Here is a 17,460-nt window from a genome sequence, read left to right on the forward strand (position 1 = left end):
TAATAAAATAATATTCAATAAAAAGAAAATTTGAACACTTCTAATCAGCTTTTTAACTTTTTAAATGTTTAAATGTTTAACTTTTTAAATGCTTAAGCATTTAACTTCTTAATTAATATAATGAATCTAATGAGGCTTGGGAAGAAGCCTCTACAGCAATAATGTGCACTTCTATTCGGTGGACGCTTTTCTAAGCGTTAGTCTAATTTTCTTTAATGACTCTAATGAATCTGTGGAATAAGGCTAGAATGATTTGATGAGACTTGCAAATAAGTCTCTACATGGCAGACGCGTAAAAAAATAGCCGACTCCCAGTATCTTTAGCTAATTTTTTATGCATAAAAACTTTTAGAATAAAATAAATATAAATAAAGTTAATAATAACATTTTTATGTATTGAAATATAATAGTTTATTTAAGTGAACTTTTTAACCGTAACATTTGATGTAAAGTGAAATATGATTTAAATCCTTATTTTTATAAAAAAATCAATAATAGTTTATTTAAAGAAAATTTATTTTAAGGAGAAAATAAATGAGAGAAGTTAAAAATATTTTAGAATATAAAAGAAAAACTACAACCACTAGCCTAGAAGAAACTCAACAACCAGTAGAATTAGATGCCCTTTCTTCACAAGAATTTTTAAAAGATAATACTCAATCAAGTTTTAGTATAAGTAAAATTACAATAGTTGAGAAAATATATATTAAAAATTTAAAAATAGAAACATATAGAAAAGAGCAAGCAGATAAAAAAAATAAAAATTTTCTGAAATATGCTGAAATTGTTACTCCTTTAATTACTGAGTTAAGAAATATATTAAATTTTTTCAAATTTAAGTAATAAAATTGTAAAAATATCTCATTAACTCATTGACAGAATATATATATAAATGTAAAAATTTATATATACAGCTCGTACTATATATTACAACTAAAAAGGGAGATAAAAATGGGGATTAATGTGAAAGAACTGAAAGTAAAGGTATATCTTTTAGAAAATATAAGATTAGAAGACACAATGGCTTCCTTAACTTCAATTATTGATAGATGTCTTTCTAAAAGCGAAAAGTATCTTAAATTTCATGAAAACAGGGAGTTTAAATATTATACATTTAACTTATTGTACCCACTTGAAGGGGATAAGGTTTATAAAGAAGGAAATATATATACCTTTATTATTAGAACAGTAGATAGTGAACTTGAAGAGTTTTTAGTAAAAAACCTTGTAAATTATTTCGATAAAAAATTTAAAGTTTTAACAATATCATCTCAAAATGTACTTAAGAAACAAATTTCAGATATCTATTCTATAACTCCAGTCATTATTAAATCTGATGAAGGATATTGGAAAAATCATATCTCATTAGATGATTACGAAAAACGTTTAAAACTAAATCTAATAAAAAAATACAACTCATTTACCCAGAAGTCTATAGAGGAAGATTTTGAATTTTTTAATCACATAAGATTTAATAATCAAAAGCCTATATCAACTAAATATAAAAATGTAAGTGTTTTAGGTGACAAGCTAAATATAAATATCGCTGATAATTCTTTAGCTCAGGAGTTAATATATTTTGCACTTGGGACAGGACTTGGTGAGATGAACGGAAGAGGATTTGGTTTCATAAATTTTAAGTGGCTTTAAGAAAATTTCTATTGAGAGGAAGGTGAAAAGGTGCTAAAAGATTGTTTGGAAATATTTAAAAAGCAATATGATGAAAATGGAGGGGACAAGTGTATCACTGACAGTTATGTTTTAGCTGAAGGGAGTTATATGCTTGTAGATCAAGAGTGGAATATAAAAGATGTTTTTGAAGTTAAAAAGAAAGATACCGATAGAACTGATAGTAGATACTCCTATTTTGCAGAAAGGGATTATCTCTCAAAACTAATAGACATGAATAAACCTATAGATGGTAAAAAGGTAATTCACAGCAATAATTATCTTACTTTTTTCATAAAAAAGGAGAATATCAATCCTAAAAAATTAACAGATGAGATAATAGAAAGTTTCTATAATATTTTACTAGATCCAACTATTAAATATGCTGATAAAGAAAAAAAGCTTATGTATGAAAACATTGAGGAAAAGAACGGAAAAGTTAATGAGGAAGATCTTATAAAAATAAAATCATGGATAAAAGAAAATATATTCAGTCTTAGTGATAAATACAATGATGATAAAAACTATTTAAAGATATTTTTTGAGCGGGATATTGAAATCTATAAAAAAGAGAGTGAAAAGTATGTATTACCAAACATATATAACAGCACTCAATATAATGAAGTTATTGATGGAAATATATATGGATTACCTAATGATAACATGGGTCTAAATGCTAAAAAACCTTATTTAGAGCATAAGACCAGAAAAAACACCATTCCATATTTAATTGATGAAAAAGAAGTTTTAATGCAAAAGAAGTTTTTTGATTATCTAATGAATCAAGTTTCTGAAGGAAAGTACAACATCTATATAAGTGAAAAGGGAATTGAATGTTTAGAGCCAGGAGATAAACCTAAAGGAAACTTCAGTGGATATTTTCTAAGAATAAAAAAAGGAAAAGAAGTTGAAGTTCATGATTTTGATATTATAACTTTAATGAGCGAGAAGGTTTATGATTTCAAATATAAAAAAGTAATTCCTATAGATTATGAAAAAGCAAAACAAAAACCTCTTGATGACCACATAGATACTAAGAAAGATTTAGAGATGGTAATAGATAGGGTTTATTTTTATAATTTACTATCTAAAAATTATTTTACTGAAGCTAAAGAGATAAGGATAAATAGTGGAAGATTAAAAGAAAATCTTATACTAAATAGAAATGCTTATTTTAACTGGTTTTATAAAGGCAATGACAAGGTTGTAAGAAGCAGTTTTAATAAAATGTCTATAGAGTTAATTAAAGACTCTATATGTGAAGATGTAAAACCAAGAGAACAGTTTAACTTAAGATGGGCTATAATTAACTATTTTGGAGGGGATAAGGATATGGGAAGTATTTTAAAAGAATTATCTAATAGGGTGAGAGAAAAGATCAATCTTAATGATACATCTGAAATAGAAAGTGATGATGAATATTATTTTGCAGCTGGACAATTAGTTAGCTACTATTTTTCTTTAAATAAATCAGCTAAAAAAATGCATTCACTTTTAAATCCAATATTAAATTGCAGAACAGATGAAAAGCTAAAACTTGAATTGAAAAAATTATTTAAGAAATATAACTATACCATTGAATATGGAAGAAAAAGATTTAATAATCTTCAAGCTATGGTATTTGGGTATATTCCTGAGAAGAATATTAACGATGATATGCTTATAGCAGGATATTTATACTCAAGATTGATTTATGAAAAAGGGGAGGACAAGAGTAATGGATAAGAGAGTTTATGGAGTTATAGGAATAAAATCAATAATGTCTAACTGGAATGCTGATTTTAGTGGATATCCTAAATCAATATCTAGTGGGGATGTATTTGGAAGTGATAAAGCTTTAAAATACCCAATGAAAAGAGGTTGGGTGGAAAAAGGTGAAAAGGTATTATATATTAAATCCCTAAAAGCAGAGGAAGATAAAAAAGAGGGAATAAAAGTTAGACCTAAATCTCTAAAAGAAAGATATGAAGAAATCTTTAGTGTTAAAGATTTAAAAGAAGCCAAGGATACAAAGACTGTGGTTAAAAACTTATTTACTGCTATAGATGTTAAAAACTTTGGAGCTACATTTGCGGAAGGGGGAAATAACATAGGTATAACTGGTGCAGTTCAAATAGGGCAGGGATTTAATAAGTTCAAAGATATAAGCGTTGAAGAGCAACAGATATTATCACCTTTTAGAGTAGATGCTAAAGATAACAAGAAAAAGGACAAAGAGGAAAATGAGGAAGCTAATTCTACAACTCTAGGAACAAAAATTGTAAGTGATGAAGCTCATTATTTTTACCCATTTTCTATTAATCCATTAGCTTACAGTGGATTTATTGAACTTGGAGTAACAGACGGTTATACAGAAGAAGATTATAAGAAGTTCAAAGAAGCTGCCTTAGTTAGTGCTACAGCCTTTAATACTAACTCAAAAGTAGGCTGCGAAAATGAGTTTGCAATATTTGTTGAGACAGAGAGTGAATTATATTTGCCTGATTTAGCACAATATATAAGCTTTGATAAAAAAGATATAGATGTAATTACCTTAGGATTTGAAGAGCTTTTAAATGATTTAGAAGATAGAATTTTAAGCGTTGAAATATATTACAATAACTACAAAACAAGAGTGGAAGGAAATATTAAAAAGGCTAAATACTTTAATATATTTACTAGAAAAGAGGTATAAGTATGAGGGCTTTAAAGTTTAATCTTAACGGCAGAGGGGCTTTCTTTAAGAAACCTGATGTTAACTCTTTTTACTATTTTACCTATGGAAGTATTCATAAGATTGCTCTTCTTGGAATTATAGGAGCTGTTTTAGGATTAAAGGGCTATGCTGACCAAGGAAAAGATACTTATCCTGAGTTTTATGAGAAGCTTAAGGATGTTGAAGTTTCTATTGTACCTAAGAATTCAGAAGCCTACATTAGTAAAAAGGTTCAGATATTTAATAATTCTGTGGGATACGCTTCAAAGGAAGAAGGGGGAAACCTTATAGTCAAAGAGCAGTGGCTTGAGGATCCAGAGTGGAATGTCTATATTAAGCTCTGTGATTCGCCAATCTTTAAGGAAATTGAAGAACGCTTTTTAAATAGGAGATTTGTTTATATCCCTTATCTAGGTAAAAATGACCATATTGCCAATATTAAAGATATATCTGTTGTTGATCTTAAGGAAGAAAATGAAGCTACAAAAGTTACTAGTTTTGTTTTTAAAAAGGATTTTAGTATTTCCACTGATCAAGATGAGGATATTGATTTTGATGATTTAGAAGATTCCTTAGAGAACAAATGGAAGTATGAAGAAAAACTTCCTATTAAACTTGAGGAAACAACTAATCAATATATTACAGAAACAATGATGGCTAACAATATGAAATTAGATAAGCTAAGTGAGGTTAATTTATATAGAGAGGAAGAAAATATATTATATTTTTTCTAATGGAGGATTTATGTATTTTGATAATGTAGATCTATTTAAAATAGAAGAAAGTGTTTCAAACCTAGATAAGTTTTATGCTCATACAAGAAAAGATGGTCATAAAGAAAAGTTAAAAGAACATATGGATTTGGTATATAGCTACTTTCTTAAAGTTGTAAAAGTTAAAAATTTAGATGATGTTTTTCTAAATCTAGAGAAGTCTTTTTTTAAAGAAAGCGAACCCTCAAGAGTTAAACTATGGAAAGAAATGATTTGTAATGCTATTTATCTGCATGATTTAGGTAAGATAAATAGGAATTTTCAAAGATTAAAAATGGATAATAAAATTTTTAAGATTTCTGAAGAAACTGATGATTATAAACATTCGATGCTGTCTTCTATTTTATATTTTAATCATTACATTAGAGAAGTATTTAAAGTAAAGGGAGAAGATGGAAAACTTCTCCTTGTTTTTTTATATATTAATTCTTATGTAATATCAAAACATCATGGTCAATTGGCTGAGTTTGATGAGTTTAAAGATGAACTGTTACGTTCTTTAAAAAATTATTTGGAAGTAAGAAATGAGATTTTTCCTAATTTTATAACTGAAATATCAATAGCTACAAAACACCTTGAATCAAGATTCAATAGAGATTTAAATAATTTCCTAGATAAATTCTCAAAAACCCTTGGAATTGAGCTTTATATTTACTCAAAATTACTATCCTCTTTATTAACTACCAGTGATTTTTATGCAACAAGTGAATATGAAAATCAAAAAGAGATTAGTTATTTTGGAACCTTAGAAAATTATGAAGATTACTATGAGATTTATAAAGCAAGTGAAAAATATAAGAATATTCAAAGGCATAGAGCTTACTTAAATGGAATTGGAGAAAAGGTATTTAAAGATAAGGATATAAATAGGCTTAGAAGTGAAATGTTTATAGAAGTAGAGGATAATATCACTAAAAATATAGAAAAAAATATATTCTATCTTGAGGCTCCTACAGGCAGTGGTAAAACTATGACCTCTGTTAATCTAGCTTTTAAACTGTTAGAAAAAGATAAAAAACTAAATAAGATATTTTATATTTTCCCCTTTAACACCTTAGTAGAGCAGACAAATAAATCTTTGGAAGAAATATTTATTAAAGAACCTAGGTTTAAAGAAAGTATATCAATAATTAACTCTGTAACTCCCATTAAAACCATAGATGAAAATGAAGATAATAAAAGTGTAGAAGTTGAAGGATTAAAGACAACTATAGATTATGAAAGTTCTTTATTAAGTCGACAGTTTGTACATTATCCGATAATCTTAACTACTCATGTGAATTTCTTTAGTTATCTTTTTGGTACTTCTAGAGAAGATAGTTTTCCACTAACCCATCTTGCAAACAGTGTAGTGATAATAGATGAAATTCAGAGTTACAGAAATATCTTGTGGAAAGAGATAATAACCTTTTTAGAAAGCTATAGTAAACTTCTAAACATTAAAATTATTATAATGTCTGCAACACTTCCAAGACTTGAGGATATAGGAAAGGGTGAGGGAAGCTGCTCCTATTTAATTGAAAATAGGGATAAATATTATAACTCAGCTTTATTTAGGGACAGGGTTAAATTGGATTTTTCTTTGTTAGATGTAAAGGAAGATATTCAAGATAGATTATATGAAAAAGTCAAAGAAGTAAGTAAAAATAAGAAAAAAGTAGTGGTAGAGTTTATAAGTAAAAGTTCAGCTAATAAATTCTTTAACAAATTAGTAGAAGAGGGAAGTATTTCAAAAGATGTTTTATTAATTACAGGAGACGACAACAAGTTAGAAAGAGAAAAGATTATCTCTAAGGTTAAGAGTTCAAAGGATTATGAGTGTATATTAGTTGCTACTCAAGTAATAGAAGCTGGTGTTGATATAGACATGGATGTTGGATTTAAGGATATTTCAATACTTGATGCAGAAGAGCAATTTTTAGGAAGAATAAATAGATCCTGTATAAAAGATGACTCAATAGTTTACTTTTTCAACATGGATAAGGCAGACCAAATATATAAAGAAGATTTAAGGAAAAATATTGACTTTACCTTATTAAATGATGAAATAAGAAAAATTCTACTTTCAAAGATATTTCCTAAGTATTATGACAAAATAAACCTTGAAATTGAAAAGCAAAAAAATGCAAATAACAAATATAACTTTAAGCAGTTTATTAACGATTCGGTAGGAAGACTAAACTTTAAAGAAGTTAAAAATAAGATGAAGTTAATAGATGATGATAGAAAAGATTATACTGTATTTTTCACTAGAGAAATAACCATGAAGGATGGAAGGTTATTAAAAGGTGAAGATGTATGGAATGAATATAAGAATTTATTAAAAGATAACACCATGGAATATGCTGAAAAGAAGGTGAAATTATCTATAATAAATGAAAAAGTAAGTTATTTCACCTATAAAGTTTATAGGTTTGAGAATTCTTATGATGATAATATTGGAGATATATTTAAGATTTCCGAATATGAGCAGTATTTTAAAAATGGCAAGTTTGATAGAGAGGCTTTTGATAAGAGAGATGGTCATGAAATTATTTAGAAGGTGAGGATTATGAAAATAACAGGTACACTTATAAACTATTATTTCCATTGTAAAAGACAATGCTGGCTTCTAGGAAACAGAATTAACCTTGAGGATAATAGTGAAGATGTAAGAATAGGAAGGGTTTTACACGAGATAAGTGCAGAAGGAAAGAAAAATACAGAGATAACTATAGATAATGTGAAAATAGATAAAATCACAGGAGATTATCTAGTTGAAATGAAAAAATCAGATGCTGATACCGAAGCAGTTAAGTGGCAGGTACTATTGTATTTAAAGGTTCTAAAATCTAAAGGTATTGAGAAAAAAGGTAAGGTTAAGTTTATAGAAAAAAATAAATCTGAATCAAAAACAATGTTTATAGAGCTTAACGAAGAAAATGAGAAGGAGATTAATGAAGTTGAAGCACAAATAGAAAAACTAATAACTTCAGAGAGAGCCCCTTCACCTGATTTAAAAAGAGGCTGCAAGAAATGTGCCTACTATGAATTTTGCTATATATAAGAGAGGTGAAAGTATATGGGGAAAACTAGATACATAGGTTCCATGGGAGAACTTACAAGAAAAGATAACTCTCTATGTTTCAGAAAAGATAATAAAAATGTTTATATTCCAGTAGAAAATACAACTGAAATCTACTGTCTAAATGAGGTGTCTTTAAATACAAAGCTATTAGATTTTTTATCTAAAGCTAATATAACAATCCACTTCTTTAACTACTATGGAGGGTACAGCGGAACTTTTTATCCTAAAGAATATTTAGTAAGTGGAAAGGTAACTATAAAACAGGCTAAAATCTTTATGGAAAAGAGAGAGTACATAGCTAAAGCCATTGTAAATGGAATAAGAGAAAATATTATTGAGGTTTTAAATCACTATTATAAACATGGTAAAACAGAGCTAAAGGATGTGCTTGATTTTTTGAAAAAAGAAAGTATAGAAGCTTTAAACTTAGCTTCTGACATAAAGCAGATATTAGCTGTAGAAGGTGAAATATGGCAGAGATTTTATTCAACCTTTAAGTATTTCTTAAGAGAAGATTTTGTATTTAATAAAAGAGTAAAAAGACCACCTGATAATCCACTAAATGCAATGATATCTTTTGGTAATAGTATACTTTATGCTAAAACAGTAACAGCTATATATAATACTCATCTAAATCAAGGCATAAGTTTTCTTCACGAACCAAGTGAAGGGAGATTTTCTTTAAGTTTAGATTTAAGTGAGGTATTTAAACCAGCCTTAACCTTTAAAACCATATTTGATTTAGTGAACAATAGAAAAATCAATGTACAGAAGCACTTCGATAAGAAGTTGAATTACTGTATTTTAAATGAAGAGGGAAGAAATATTTTTATACAAGCCTTAGAAGATAGACTTCAAGCTGTTACAATGCATCCTAAATTGAAAAGAAATGTATCTTTAAATACTGCAATTAAATTAGATGGTTACAAGCTTATAAAAACAATAATGGAAGATAAAGATTTTATTCCATATTCTATAAAAGAGGGGATGTAGTTTATGGCAAATACAAAACAAAAACTAAATTATAACTATGCCTTTCTTTTTTATGATGTAAAAGAGAATAGAGTGAATAAGGTATTTAAAGTATGTAAAAAATACTTATCTCATTTCCAAAAGTCAGTTTTTCGTGGAGAAATATCTCCCTCAAGACTAATGAGCCTCAAAAAAGACCTAAAGAAAGTAATAGACGAAAATGAAGATTTCATCTGCATAATAAAACTAATGAATGATAATGTATTTGGAGAAGAGGTTATAGGAACAGGGGGAGTTACTGGCGAAACATTAATAATATAGTTTTATCCCAACCTAAACCCAATTCATAAATGCTTTTAGCAATTGAAAATGCTTCAATTAGAAGGTGTTTTTGTATATAATAAAACTTAAGCAGAGTAGCTTGGGATAAAATCTAGCAAATGCTGAAAAATCAGTATGTTATAGACACTGTTCATTTCTAGGAATGACTATTTTACAGTAGATTAACCTTAACATTGGATGTATTGAAATATGATTCTGTGAGTATTTTCTGAGCTGTTTCTGCTGGATTAACCTTAACATTGGATGTATTGAAATGTTGAGAGAAAAGCAACCTCATACTAGGATAGTCTTGATTAACCTTAACATTGGATGTATTGAAATCTATAACGTGGACTTGTTATTGTTTTTAAAGTGTAAGATTAACCTTAACATTGGATGTATTGAAATACATCATTAACATATGAATTGCTATCTAAATATGCTGATTAACCTTAACATTGGATGTATTGAAATCTACTAAAATGAGTTTAAAGTGGGACGACTTCTTAGGATTAACCTTAACATTGGATGTATTGAAATGAGTATGCAGCCTACATGCTTGATTATATAGCAGGATTAACCTTAACATTGGATGTATTGAAATTCGTTATCGGGACGTGGTACATTTTGACCGTTAGGGATTAACCTTAACATTGGATGTATTGAAATGCAAGAGGAAGCTTATAATTTTAATTGCTTCGCAACGATTAACCTTAACATTGGATGTATTGAAATGCGCTTTAATAGAAAGTAAAACAGGCGACGCCGTAGATTAACCTTAACATTGGATGTATTGAAATTCTCCCTCCAGCAGCGTAAAGGCTGTCTGTGACGCGATTAACCTTAACATTGGATGTATTGAAATTATGTCATTGGCTTAAGTCCTTTTCCTGTGTAAGGGATTAACCTTAACATTGGATGTATTGAAATAAAAAGGAACTGGATAATTCAGGTCAAAGTTATAAGATTAACCTTAACATTGGATGTATTGAAATCTAGAAACTCTTATTATATTCTCATCTAAAAAGAGGATTAACCTTAACATTGGATGTATTGAAATTTGAAACCTATAAGCGTTCCATCTGATTCCATATATGATTAACCTTAACATTGGATGTATTGAAATTCTATAGCCACTTTTATATTTGTACTCATAATAAAGATTAACCTTAACATTGGATGTATTGAAATTCATTACGAGATATAAACTCATTTGAAAAACATAGATTAACCTTAACATTGGATGTATTGAAATATTAAGATGTTGGGAAAAAGGAAAACATAAAATAGATTAACCTTAACATTGGATGTATTGAAATTTAATTGGTGTCCTTACATCTTCAATAAGTTTTGTTAGATTAACCTTAACATTGGATGTATTGAAATGTTTCGCATTTTATACAATGTTTATCTAAGCTTCTTGATTAACCTTAACATTGGATGTATTGAAATCTAGTTACCCATCTTTTAAATTTTTTAGATTCCTCTGATTAACCTTAACATTGGATGTATTGAAATTGGTTAGTTCATATTCCGGAATGTAGATCTTATTGGGATTAACCTTAACATTGGATGTATTGAAATTAAGCTTCGGAATCTTCTGAGACATCTGAGCTGACGATTAACCTTAACATTGGATGTATTGAAATTAAGAAGCTTTAATTTTATCTATTCCACTTACTGAGATTAACCTTAACATTGGATGTATTGAAATTCAAAATGAATGATGAAGAAGTTTATACTGTTAATGATTAACCTTAACATTGGATGTATTGAAATGGTTTTCTTTCGTAAATCTACTTTTGATACAACTAGATTAACCTTAACATTGGATGTATTGAAATTTCTTCCATTTGAAACAGAACATGATGTAGCAGAACGATTAACCTTAACATTGGATGTATTGAAATACATTAAGACAAGGAATGAATGGGAAGCCAACTGGATTAACCTTAACATTGGATGTATTGAAATCGTATAATACCCCCTCAACCAATATAGCTAAATTCGATTAACCTTAACATGAGATGTATTGAAATCCTTTAATCCTCCTTAATACTGTTCATAAAATCATTGATTAACCTTAACATGAGATGTATTGAAATCAAAGTTGTCTTAAGCTCACCTTTCACACCTCCTTTGATTAACCTTAACATGAGATGTATTGAAATTCATTAAGCCATTTACACTTAAAGCAATGACTCAGATTAACCTTAACATTGGATGTATTGAAATGCATGAATATCAGCACCATTTTCTACAAGATATTTAGATTAACCTCAACATGAAATGTAGTATAATTACTAATTAATTAATAAAATAATATTCAATAAAAAGAAAATTTGAACACTTCTAATCAGCTTTTTAACTTTTTAAATGTTTAAATGTTTAAATGTTTAACTTTTTATTAAACATAATTATCAATCAAAATGAATTTAATGGAGCATTCCTGCGGAATCTCCTACAGCAATAAGGTGTTTAACTTTTTATTAATATAATGAATCTAATGAAGGTTGAAGAGCACAGAAGTGCTTATATACAGTAATATTGATATATAGTAATTTACTTAGTAGAGAAGATTAGCCTCAACAAATGAAAGCATTGGGTTTATTTCCATAAGTTAAAGCCATTAGTTAAATTATTAATTAGCCCTTTATATATTAAAAAATCTTCAAAAATATCGATAATTAACTATAGATATTTGTTGAAAGGTGGTGCAAGATATGGACAAATTAACATTAAGAGATCTTTTTCCAGATTTAAATTTCCCGAAGTTTGAAATTAAGAGAGAGCATCAAGGATTAACCTATGAAGATGTATTAAAAATAGCCGTAGAAGAGTTATCTCAATATGTTGACTTTAAATCTTTAAATGATAAGATTTCTGCAATTCAAGAAGAAGACGAGATAAAAAATGATCCTGTTTTGCAGTTCCTTTATCAGTTAAAAAAGGCAAGTGAAAAAGAAAAGGACATCTAAATTTTAATAAAACTTAGAGTAACTTTATTATGAGGTGTAGTAGATTTTTTATATAGATCTACTACATTTTTTTATTTTATTAGCTTGTAAGTTTTCTAAAAATGTTATACGATATTAATGTAAGCGATTACTTTCATATTTTAGGAGGGATAAATATGGTCAACTTTCTTGAATTAAAAAAAGTAACTTTATCTAATGGAGAAACACTGTCATATAGGGAAGAGGGAACAGGAGAGAAAAATTTACTGCTTATCCATGGTAACATGTCTTCATCAAAACATTGGGATATTCTCGTAGATGAACTTAAAGACAGGTACAAAATAACTGCAGTGGATATGCGAGGATTTGGGGAGTCTAGCTATACCACACCAATTAATTCATTAAATGATTTTGCAAAAGACATTGAAGAGTTTTTGGGGTTTATAGGAATTAATTCATGTTCAGCTATTGGTTGGTCAACAGGTGGTGGGGTTGCTTTAGAGTTAGCGGCTAATTGTCCAGAAAAAATAGAAAAAGTAGTATTATTAGAGTCTGTAGGGGTTAAAGGGTATCCTATATATAAAAAAGATTCTAGTGGACAGGCTACGAAGGTATTATTAAAAACTAAAGAAGAGATTGCAGAAGATCCAGTGCAAGTTAAGCCTGTATTAGATGCTTTAAAGGATAGAAATAAAGAATTCTATAAAGCCGTATGGAATGCTGCTATTTATACACATAATAGACCAAAAGATGAAAAATATAATGAATACTTAGAGGACATGCTAACTCAGAGAAATTTAGTTGATGTGGATTATGCTTTGGCACATTTTAATATGACTAATGAAAGTAATGGAGTTGAAGAAGGTAGTAATAAATGCTCCCTTGTAAAGGCTGAGGTTTTGATAATGCAAGGGGATAGAGATTATGTAGTTCCGTTATACATGGCTGAAGATATAAATAAATATATTGAGAATTCAAAACTAGTTTTATTAAAGGATTCAGGACATTCACCAATGATTGATAATATGAAAGCAGTTGCAAATGCAATAATTGAATTTATACCAAGCAAATAAGTGAATCAAAATTAAAAATATAAGAAAATTTTTAGTAGGAGTTTGAACTAATATTCAGGCTCCTATTTGTTTTAAAAAAAGTTAAAGAAAATTTAATAGTTTATCAAATTTTCTTTCTAAAAAATACATTTTCAAGAATAATCAGAAAATTCAAAAACTAATATTGACAGCTATATAAGAAAATGTTTACAATTGAATTGTAAGTAAATACTTACATTCTATATCATTGGAATGGAGGATTAATATGAACAGTGTAGGAATAGTAGGACTGGGGCTTTATATACCAGAAACTAAGATGACGGCTAAGGAGATTTCTGAAGCAACAAATGGTATTTGGAGTGAAGAAGCTGTAATAAAAAAATTAGGAATAGTAGAAAAAACTATACCAGGAGAAGATGATGGAACTCAAGAGATGGGAGTAAGAGCTGCATTTGATGCATTAAAAGATGCTAATATATCTCCAGAAGAAATAGATGTAATCTTATGTATGGGAGAGGAATGGAAAGAATATCCCCTTACCACATCAGCTCTTTACATACAAGGAAAGATTGGTGCAAAAAACGCATGGGGAATAGATATTCAAAATAGATGTTGTACAACAGTATCAGCTCTAAAGATAGCTAAAGATATGTTATTAGCAGATGATTCAATTAATACTGTCATGATAGTTGGAGGATATAGAAACGGTGATTTTGTTGATTATTCAGATTCAAATATGTCAATGATGTACAATCTATCAGCAGGTGGTGGAGCAATTATATTAAAGAAAAATTCAGGTAAAAATATTGTACTTGGTTCACATGTAAAAGCTGATGGAACTTTTGCAAGAGATGCAGGAGTTGAAATAGGGGGAATTGAGAATCCTTTCAATGAATCAAATGTTTTGGAAGGATATAAATCACTTAGGTTAATGGATGCTAAACATATGAAAGATGGACTAAATGAAGTTTCAATGCCTAATTGGTTTGAATGTATTGATAAGGCTTTAGAAAAATCAGGTTTAAGAAGAGCAGATATAGATTATCTTGCAGTTTTACATTTTAAAAAATCTATGCACGATTTTATGTTAAAAGAACTAGGACTACAAGAAGAACAATCAATTTACTTATCTGATTATGGTCATATGGGACAAGTAGATCAGATACTTTCATTAAAACTTGCGCTAAAAGAAGGAAAGGTAAAAGATGGATCAGTAGTACTTATGATAGCAGCTGGAATAGGTTATGTATGGTCAGCAAACGTAATTAAATGGGGAGAGTGTTAACATATGGATACATTTTTTCAAATATTCTTTAGTAGTTTAGAAACTGGAAGTGTTTATGCCCTAGCTGCCCTTGGAATAATAATAATCTTTAGAACAAGTAGAACTACTAACTTTGCACAAGGTTCCATAGGAATGTTTAATGCCTTTGCTGCAACATTTGCACTTATTCATATGGGATTACCAGCATGGGCAGCGGCTATAGTAGGAATGATTGCTGCATTTGCATCAGGGGTATTAGTAGATATTATTATTATCAGAAAAGCTAAAAAAACATCCCCAGTAGGAAAACAAATCATAACCTTTGGAATAATAATGCTTTTTCTTGGTATTGCACCAATGATATTTGGATCAACTCCTTTAAATTTTCCTAAGTTTATAGAAAGTGGAACAGTAAGTATATTGGGAGCATCTATATCTTACAATGCATTATTAAACATATCAGTTGGATTAATAATAATGTCAGTACTATTTTATTTTTTGCAAAATACAAAATGGGGACTTGCAGTAAGAGTTACAGCTTCTAATGAACAAACAGCAAGACTTATGGGGGTTCCAACATCTTTAGTAACTATGGGAGCTTGGGCAATTGCAGCTGCATTAGGTACACTAGCAGCACTTATGCTTGCACCAGCTATTACTGTAAACGTATCAATGATGGATAATGTACAAACTAATGCACTTATAGCTTGTGTACTTGGAGGATTTCAAACCTTTTATGGACCTGTTATTGGTGCTTATATAATCGGACTTTTTAGAAATATACTTATATATTATGTTTCATCAACTTGGGGAGAACCTATACTATTTACTTTAATCTTGCTATTTATAGTCATAAGACCAAATGGAATAATAGGAAAGAAAATAATAAAGAAGGTATAGGAGGAGCAAAAATATGAAGAAACTTTTAGAAAATAGATATAGTAAATATATTTTGCTAGGGATTGTATTAGGGTCATTACCATTTTTGCAAAATATAGGTCTTATTAAAAGTTCTACCATAACTACTTTTGGAACAATATTGTTTTACGCAATAGTAGCAATAGGATTAAATGTTCTTTTAGGATATTCAGGGCTTATATCTTTAGGAACAGCAGGATTTATGGGGCTTGGAGCTTACTTATCTGCATACCTGACTCAAGATTTAAAGTTACCTTTTTTATTATCACTTATAATATCAATACTTGTGCCTCTAATAATAGGGCTTGTAATAGGTCTTGTATCATTAAGGATTTCAGGAATGTATTTGGCAATAGCAACCTTAGCAGTATCAGAGATATTTAAAAAGATATTTATAGAATTTGACAATATAACAGGAGGCTTTTCAGGAAAAAAAGCAGCTTATCCAGAAATTTTTGGTTTTCATTTTAATAGAGATACAAGCTTTATATTAATTGTTGTTATATTGATTTTAGTTATGATACTTACAGATAATTTTATACATTCATCAACAGGCAGAGCACTTTTAACAATGAGAGTTAGTGAAGCAGCAGCTCAAGCTATGGGAATAAACTTGCTTAAATATAAGCTTACAGCATTTGCAATTGCAACAGTATATGCATCTTTAGGTGGGGTTTTATATGTGCATTTTATAAGATTTTCTTATCCAGCTACATGGAATTTACTTTTATCTCTACAAATACTTGCAATAATAGTTATTGGTGGTTTAAGAACTATTACTGGTCCAATTGTAGGCTCAATAATCGTTTTTGGAGTTCCAGAACTAATATTAAAGCAGTTACCTGTTATAGGAAGCATAGATGGACTTGCTTATGTATTCACCGGAGTTTTAATAATAATTGTAATACTATTTTATCCACATGGACTGGTTTATATATGTAAAGACATTAAAAACTATATTAATAAAAAGAAGGTGAAGGTAAATGAGCTTAATGCAGACGCTTAAGATTGAAAACTTATCTATAGCTTTTGGTGGTTTAAAGGCTGTTGAGGATTTAAGCTTTCACATAAATGAAGGTGAAATATATGGACTTATAGGACCAAATGGTGCTGGTAAAACTACAGTATTTAATTGCATAACACAGTTTTATAAACCTGATCATGGAAAAGTCATATTTAAAAGCTTAAAAAATCAAGATGTTGATTTAGTAGATAAAAATACTCACGATATTATTAAACTCGGACTTGTTAGAACTTTTCAAAATGTCGAGCTTATCCAGGATTTAAGTTTATTAGAAAATTTACTTATAGGGGCTCATATTGATTATAAATCAGGTTTATTTGCTAATGCATTTAGAACTAGAAAAGCAAAAAAAGAAGAAAAAAACAATATTGAAAAAGGAGAAAAAATTCTTAAGTTTTTAGGACTAGAAGATAAAAAAACTGAGCTAGCAGGTGGTCAGCCATATGGAGTATTAAAAAAGATAGAACTTGGAAGAACACTTATGAGTAATCCTAAATTAATAATTTTAGATGAACCTGCTGCAGGTCTTAATGACACTGAAACCTTAGAGTTAGCAAAATTGATTAGAAATATAAGAGATGAATATAAATGCAATATTTTACTAGTTGAACATGACATGAGACTTGTAATGGATATTTGTGATCGAATATGTGCAATATCCTTTGGGAAAAAACTTGCAGAAGGCACCCCTAAAGAAATTCAAACTAATAAAGAGGTTCAAGAAGCTTATTTAGGAAAGGATGAGTAAG

General features: G+C 28.8%; 15 protein-coding genes and 1 CRISPR repeat array. All 15 genes read left to right on the forward strand.

Going from position 1 to position 17,460, the window contains the following annotated elements; genetic code table 11:
* The first annotated feature begins 534 nt into the window (after positions 1-534).
* The gene (locus B3N22_RS11460) at positions 535-843 is read left to right on the forward strand and encodes a hypothetical protein (protein ID WP_286907207.1); all 309 of its coding nucleotides are present in this window, start codon (positions 535-537) and stop codon (positions 841-843) included.
* A 108-nt stretch (positions 844-951) separates the two neighbouring features.
* On the forward strand, positions 952-1,650 hold the full coding sequence (cas6, locus tag B3N22_RS11465) for a CRISPR-associated endoribonuclease Cas6 (protein ID WP_286907208.1): 699 nt from the start codon (positions 952-954) through the stop codon (positions 1,648-1,650).
* Between the two features lie 30 nt (positions 1,651-1,680).
* Positions 1,681-3,393, forward strand: coding sequence for a type I-B CRISPR-associated protein Cas8b/Csh1 (locus B3N22_RS11470; protein WP_286907209.1), 1,713 nt, complete (start codon positions 1,681-1,683; stop codon positions 3,391-3,393).
* Positions 3,386-4,342: a type I CRISPR-associated protein Cas7 gene (locus tag B3N22_RS11475; RefSeq protein WP_286907210.1), complete on the forward strand. Its 957-nt coding sequence runs from the start codon at positions 3,386-3,388 to the stop codon at positions 4,340-4,342. The genes B3N22_RS11470 and B3N22_RS11475 overlap by 8 nt, the downstream gene beginning before the upstream one ends.
* A 2-nt stretch (positions 4,343-4,344) precedes the next feature.
* Positions 4,345-5,097, forward strand: a complete 753-nt coding sequence (gene cas5b, locus B3N22_RS11480; RefSeq protein WP_286907211.1) for a type I-B CRISPR-associated protein Cas5b — start codon at positions 4,345-4,347, stop codon at positions 5,095-5,097.
* Between the two features lie 10 nt (positions 5,098-5,107).
* Complete coding sequence (gene cas3, locus B3N22_RS11485) at positions 5,108-7,675, forward strand: CRISPR-associated helicase Cas3' (RefSeq protein ID WP_286907213.1); 2,568 nt, start codon at positions 5,108-5,110, stop codon at positions 7,673-7,675.
* A 12-nt stretch (positions 7,676-7,687) separates the two neighbouring features.
* On the forward strand, positions 7,688-8,182 hold the full coding sequence (cas4, locus tag B3N22_RS11490; protein ID WP_286907215.1) for a CRISPR-associated protein Cas4: 495 nt from the start codon (positions 7,688-7,690) through the stop codon (positions 8,180-8,182).
* A gap of 15 nt (positions 8,183-8,197) precedes the next feature.
* Positions 8,198-9,196: a type I-B CRISPR-associated endonuclease Cas1b gene (gene cas1b, locus B3N22_RS11495; protein WP_286907217.1), complete on the forward strand. Its 999-nt coding sequence runs from the start codon at positions 8,198-8,200 to the stop codon at positions 9,194-9,196.
* A 3-nt stretch (positions 9,197-9,199) separates the two neighbouring features.
* On the forward strand, positions 9,200-9,496 hold the full coding sequence (gene cas2 / locus B3N22_RS11500) for a CRISPR-associated endonuclease Cas2 (protein ID WP_286907219.1): 297 nt from the start codon (positions 9,200-9,202) through the stop codon (positions 9,494-9,496).
* A gap of 180 nt (positions 9,497-9,676) precedes the next feature.
* Positions 9,677-11,731: direct repeats of the CRISPR family, unit length 30 nt; unit sequence GATTAACCTTAACATTGGATGTATTGAAAT.
* Between the two features lie 488 nt (positions 11,732-12,219).
* Positions 12,220-12,474 carry a hypothetical protein gene (locus tag B3N22_RS11505; RefSeq protein WP_286907221.1) on the forward strand — a complete coding sequence of 85 codons (255 nt, stop codon included), beginning with the start codon at positions 12,220-12,222 and terminating at the stop codon, positions 12,472-12,474.
* 155 nt (positions 12,475-12,629) lie between these two features.
* Positions 12,630-13,526, forward strand: a complete 897-nt coding sequence (gene phaZ, locus B3N22_RS11510) for an intracellular short-chain-length polyhydroxyalkanoate depolymerase (protein ID WP_286907222.1) — start codon at positions 12,630-12,632, stop codon at positions 13,524-13,526.
* Between the two features lie 244 nt (positions 13,527-13,770).
* Positions 13,771-14,790 carry a 3-oxoacyl-ACP synthase gene (locus B3N22_RS11515; protein ID WP_286907224.1) on the forward strand — a complete coding sequence of 340 codons (1,020 nt, stop codon included), beginning with the start codon at positions 13,771-13,773 and terminating at the stop codon, positions 14,788-14,790.
* A 3-nt stretch (positions 14,791-14,793) separates the two neighbouring features.
* The gene (locus tag B3N22_RS11520; protein WP_286907226.1) at positions 14,794-15,669 is read left to right on the forward strand and encodes a branched-chain amino acid ABC transporter permease; all 876 of its coding nucleotides are present in this window, start codon (positions 14,794-14,796) and stop codon (positions 15,667-15,669) included.
* A gap of 13 nt (positions 15,670-15,682) precedes the next feature.
* Positions 15,683-16,693, forward strand: coding sequence for a branched-chain amino acid ABC transporter permease (locus B3N22_RS11525; RefSeq protein ID WP_286907228.1), 1,011 nt, complete (start codon positions 15,683-15,685; stop codon positions 16,691-16,693).
* On the forward strand, positions 16,671-17,459 hold the full coding sequence (locus tag B3N22_RS11530) for an ABC transporter ATP-binding protein (RefSeq protein ID WP_286907230.1): 789 nt from the start codon (positions 16,671-16,673) through the stop codon (positions 17,457-17,459). The genes B3N22_RS11525 and B3N22_RS11530 overlap by 23 nt, the downstream gene beginning before the upstream one ends.
* The last annotated feature ends 1 nt before the right edge of the window (position 17,460 follow it).

Source organism: Clostridium sp. UBA1652 (assembly GCF_002320975.1).
Classification (GTDB): Bacteria; Bacillota; Clostridia; order Clostridiales; family Clostridiaceae; genus Clostridium_T; species Clostridium_T intestinale.